At 73.4% G+C, this 5273-nt stretch carries 3 protein-coding genes; all 3 read right to left on the bottom strand.

What is annotated here, in order from left to right:
• Nucleotides 1-158 precede the first annotated feature (158 nt).
• On the bottom strand, nt 159-2984 hold the full coding sequence (locus ACE3P2_RS05955) for a hypothetical protein (RefSeq protein WP_374262110.1): 2826 nt from the start codon (nt 2982-2984) through the stop codon (nt 159-161).
• Between the two features lie 13 nt (nt 2985-2997).
• Entirely contained in the window at nt 2998-4218 is a 1221-nt protein-coding gene (locus ACE3P2_RS05950; protein WP_374262107.1) for a hypothetical protein, read from the bottom strand.
• A partial coding sequence (locus ACE3P2_RS05945; protein ID WP_374262105.1) for a phage tail protein occupies nt 4215-5273 on the bottom strand: 1059 nt, incomplete at its 5' end. The genes ACE3P2_RS05945 and ACE3P2_RS05950, both read right to left, overlap by 4 nt.

Here is a 5273-nt window from a genome sequence, read left to right as displayed (position 1 = left end):
CGAGGGCGCGCTCGCCGGCGCCGTCGAGGGCACGGGCGAGCTGCCGGTCGGCAAGCTGGCGCACCTGGCTGGCGAGGGCCTGGGCGCGGGCCGCGTCGTCGCTGCGGATGCGGGTGGACAGCCGGCCGATGTCGAGGGGGGCGCGCATGGCGGGGCGTTCAGGTGCGTTTGACGTACTTGAGGAAGCCCGCCTGGCCGCCGGTGATGCGCAGCAGATTGGCGGTCTGGTCGATGAGCGGGCGGGTGGCGGCGCCGGTGGCGGTCTCGGTCTTGAGCTTGTCGATGACGACGGTGGCCGAGGTACCGGCCTGGATGCCGGTTTCGACTTCGTCGGCCAGCGCGCCGGGCACGCCCTTGGCGAGGACTTCGGCGCCGGCGATGGCGGCTTCCCGGTCGGCCTGGACGGCCTTGCGGAAGGCGGCGTAGTTGTCGGCGCCGAGGCGTTGCTCGGCCTCGGCGGGGGATTGGGCCAGGATGTCCTTGACGGTGAGGCCGGCGTCGGCACCGCTTACGTAGTCGGCCACCTTGCGCTGGTCGAGGCTGGCGCGCAGGTCGGCGTAGATCGGCCGGGCGTCGTCGTCCTGGAACACCGTCGGGCCGCTGCCGGCGAGCTCGTCGGCGACGGTGCGGGTGAGTTCGGTGACGCGGCCGACGGCGAGCTTGTTCACCACCGCGAGGGTCTGCTGCGGCTGCTGTACGGCGGCGAGGGTCTGGACGAGCTGGTAGTCGGGGTATTCGGCGGCGTAGGCGTCGGCGACTTGATCCACGGCCAGGCGGCGCCGCTCGGCGGGGTCGGTCACGGTGGCGGCGAGGGCGGCGTCGGCACGATCCACCTGGGCGATGAAGGCCTGGTTGCGGGTGGTGACGGCGATGCCCGAGCCGCTCTGGTCGGCGGCCTGGACGAAAGCGGCCTGCACGTCGGGCTGGGCAAGCAGCGCTTCGGCGAGGGCGCGCTTTTCGGCGGGCTGGGTGAGGTACTGGGCGCGCAGCTCGCGGGTGGTGATCGCCTTGTGCTGCAGGCCGCCGGCGATGCGTCGGATCTCGGTGAAGAAGGCGAGCAGGAACTGCAGCACTTCGAGCACGTAGAACAGGGCGTCGAGCAGCACCAGACGCTGCTTGACGTAGGCGACGAAGTGGCGCGGCAGCATGTCGAGGCCGAGCTTGGAGACGAGCCCGGCGAGGGCTTCGGCCTGGGGATTGAGGCTGCCGAGCTGGCCGAGGGCGTTGCCGGCGGTGAGCAGTGGGTCGATGCCCCAGGCGCGGGTCTGGTCGAGGGCGTCCTCGGCGAGGGCGCCGAGCAGCGGGTGGCGCCGGGTGAGGCCTTGTAGCGGTACCACCAGCTTGACGATCTCGGTGCGGCGGTTGACCAGGTCGTCGAGCCCCATGCGCTCGAAAATCCGGGCGAGTACGGCGATGAAGCCGGAGTAGGTGGTGGCGGTGGCGCGGGTGTCGAGGCCGACCTTGTAGAAGTTGGTGCGGTGGGTGAGGGCGCCGGCGGCCGCGGTGCCGCCGGTGGCGTCGCTGGGCTGCGGGTCGGGGGCGACGTAACGGGCGATCTGGATCGGGTCCTTGTCGAAGACGTGGCCCAGATCTTCGAGCAGATCGTCGTCGTGGAGGGCGACCACGCTGTAGGTGATGACGCTGGTGCGGACGAAGTAACGCTCGGCCTGTTCGATGGCGTTCTGCACCAGCGGCGAGACGAGCCAGCGGCCGCCCTGCTTGGTGACGGCGAGCACGGTGTCGAGGGCGGGGATGCCGGAATGAAAGTCGCCGTCGACGGGGTGCTGCCGGATCGGCAGGAAGCCCATCGGCGGGATGTGGCGGAAGCCGCGGGTGAACAGGTCGGTGCCGTCGGAATTGGACGGGCGCTGGGCCAGGCTCTCGGCGAGCATGCACTGGAACTGGTGGATGCGGGCCCAGGCGGCGGCCCGCGGCGGGGCGCCGAAGCGGGTGCGGTGCCAGTCCTCGGCGGGGGTGTCGCAGATGCCGCGGCGGGGAATCCACTGGTCGAGGAACAGCACGGTGCCGTCCTCGCCGAGGTAGAGCATGGCCAGCGCGATGGCGCCGGCGTCGTGGCGGCCGGGGCCGGTGTCGGCGCAGAAGGGGCCGTCGGTGGCGAAGTCCGGGTCCCAGCGTTTCCAGAGGGCGTGCTCGAAGACGTCGAAGAAGTAGGCCGACAGGGTGCCGCGCAGATCCCAGGCGGACTGCAGATCCTGGCGCTGGGGCAGTTCGACCGGGAAGCGCACCAGCGACAGGCCGAAGCCGCCGCGCCAGGTGTCGGCGCGGCAGGCGGCCGAGGCGGCGCCGCCGCAGATTTCGCCCATGACCTTGGCGCCGCCTTCCTCGCTTTCGCCGGGCTGGATCACCAGCAGGTAGGGGCCGGCGGGCAAGGCGGCGCTGCCGCCGGTGGGGCCGGCGGGGTCGCTGGCGAGGCACACGCAGGGCATGAAGTCGACGCCGCCACCGACCACCCGCTGGGGCGTTTTGCGGTAGGTGCCGAGGAGTTGTTCGACGGTGAAGCGGAACGGCGCGGCGACCAGGATCGGCCGCCCGAGGTGGTCGAAGGCGAGGCCGCGGCGCAGGGTCAGCGGGCGGTCGGCCGGAAAGCCGCCGCCGCGCCATTCGCTGCTCACCGGGGTGGTGTTGAGTCCGTCGCCGGCGAGGCCGAGACCCCAGGCGATGCCGGGCATCAGGGCGTGGGCGCCGAGGCGGTGGCGAGTGTCGAAATAGACGTCCTGGCGCGACAGGGCCTCGGCGGTGAGGTAGCGCCCGTTGAACCAGTTGGTGCGGCGCAGGTTGTTGTTGCCGCGCACGTCGCCGGCGGGGCCGGTGGGGAAGCCGTCGTCGTCGGCGAGGCGGCCGCGATCCTTGAGGAAGTCGGCGATGACGCGTTCCTCGGCGGCGCTGAGGGCTTCGTTGCGGGCGACCTTGGCCACCATGGTTAGCAGGCCGGCGTCCATGTTCTTCCAGGTGTTGATGCTCATGACGGCCTCCGGCTCAGGCGGTTGCAGGGTGGGTGACGAACAGGGTGGCGTCGCGTCCGACGCCCGCCGGCACGACTTCGCCGAGGCTGCCGGCGAGGGGGCGTTTGTCGGTGTCGAGCAGTGCGCCCGGTCCGGTGCCGGCGAGGATGACCTGCACGCAGGTGCCGGTCGTGAAATCCCGGTCGACGCTGAGGGCGAGCCCGGCGGCGCTGGCGCTGCGGGCGAGGATCGGGGCGTCGGCCCAGGCGCCGGCGCCGTCGTCGAAGTACAGCACCCGGGCCGAGGCGATGGCGAGGCTGGCCGGCAGCGGCGGGCGGGTGGTGGCGATGTCGATCAGGGTGTGGCCGGCGTCGGCGCCGTCGCCGCCACGGGTGGTGACGCGGGCGGCCTGGAAGCGCGGCGTGCCGGCGCTGCTTTCGAGGTGGAGGCCGAGGGCGAGGTCGGCCACCGCCTGGACGTGGGGGAGCAGGGCGCGCACGGCGTTGTCGATGGGGCCATTGAGCTTGACGCGCTCGGCGGGCGTGCCGATCGGCTCCAGGTCGAGCACCGCCAGCAGCAGCGGGGCGTCGTCGGCGCCGCTCCACAGGCGGGCCAGTTCGGTGGGCGGGGTGAGGATGGCGTCGAGCAGGCGGGCGCGGGCGTCGCCGCCGGCGGTGGCCGCCAGCGTGATGTCGCGGACCGGCAGGCCGGTGAGGTCGGGGGCGGCGGCTTCGAGGCACAGGCGGTAGCCGTCCGTCACCCGCGAGGCGGCGAGGGCGGCGTCCTGGTCGGCGCAGGGCGGGACGATGGCGGGCGCGGGGTCGGTGAGGCAGGCCCGGTAGCGCAGCACGACGTACACCCGGCGGCGGGCGTCGCCTTCGGTGGCGCCCGGGGGGGCGGCGAGGTCGGCCCAGAAGCGGGTGGCGGCGAGGCCGGTGACGTCGAGGCAGATTTTTTGCGGCACCCGGATTTCGCGTCCGAGGGGGTCGATGGCGAGGCCGGGTTCGCAGGTGAGGGCGAGGTCGGCATCGCGCTCGATCTTGTCCACCTTGAGCCCCCACACCGTGCCGAAGCCGTGCAGGGCGGCGTTGTGGAGGCGGCTGCGGAGCAGGAAGTAGCGCTGCTCGGCGGTGAAGTCCTCGGCCCCGAGGAGCTGGCCGTAGTTGTAGCGCAGCCGGGTGAAGGGGTCGCCCGGGGTGGCCGGGTCGAGGTCGTCGAGCGGGGTGAAGATCGCGGCGGAGGTGGGGGTGCTCATGGCGATGCCTCCCATGGGTTCATGGGTTTGAAGTACGGGTAGCGGTCGCCGTCGTCGCGAAAGCGGCCGCGGTGGAGGGTGGTGAAGGGGGACAGCACGGCGCCGCCGAGCACCGCCGGGCGGGGCCGATCCACCGGCCCGAGGTGGGAGATGCCCACCAGGCTGGCGCTGCCGACCCGGAAGCCGGCATCCAGCCAGCACAGCTGGTGCAGGGTGTGGGCGGGCTTGGCGGCGTCGAGGGCCTGTTCGAGCACGGCGGCGAGGCGGTCGTCGCGTTCGCGCGGGACGATCACCGTGAAGCGGTGGGCGTGACGGCGGTAGAAGGCGATCAGCGCGTCGTCGGGCAGCGGGTCGTCGGGTTCGCGGGCCGGGCAGGGGCGGTCGGCCAGGCGGCGGCGCAGGCGCAGGGCGGCGTGGGCGGCGGCGAGTTCGGCCTCCCAGGCGTCCGGGGTGCCGGCGGCGAGCAGGCTCTCGTTGCCACCCAGTTCGAGGCCGGGCCCGAGCAGCGCGTCGCCGACGAAGGCGGCGGTGGGCCGGCGCAGGCGGAAGCCCTCGACGATCTGCACCGGCGCTTCGGCAAGGATCGACAGCAGCCGGGTGAGGCCCGGCACCGTGCCGCGGGCGCGGTACAGCTCGGCGGCGTTTTCGAGCAGTTGCCGGCGCACGCCTTCGCGCAGCCGGGCGTCGAAGCCGAGGGCGAGGAAACCGCCGAGCCAGGGCAGGGCGTCGACCGGAACGAGGCGCGGGTCCACGAGCCGGGTCAGCACGTCGATGCGCTGGTCGAGCTCGGTGGTCCAGCCTTCGAACAGCGCCAGGGCGCGCTCGGTGGCGTCGCCGCCTTCCGGGTCGGCACGCCAGTAGGCGGGCAGGTAGTCGAGCAGCGAGGGGCGCGGGAAGGTGGCGCGCAGGGCGAACAGGCTGGGCCCCTGGCGGGCGGTGCCGGCGAGGCGGATGCGCAGCCACAGGTAGCGCCCCGGCGGCGGGGTGAGCAGGTATTCGAGGGTGACCATGCCGGCCGGGAGTGCGTCGGCGGGCGCCCGCGCGGCGGCGAGCGG

This window comes from Zoogloea sp. (genome assembly GCF_041911615.1).
Lineage (GTDB): Bacteria > Pseudomonadota > Gammaproteobacteria > Burkholderiales > Rhodocyclaceae > Zoogloea.
The sequence above is the reverse complement of the archived record's forward strand: the minus strand, read 5'-3'. Positions and strand labels throughout refer to the sequence as shown.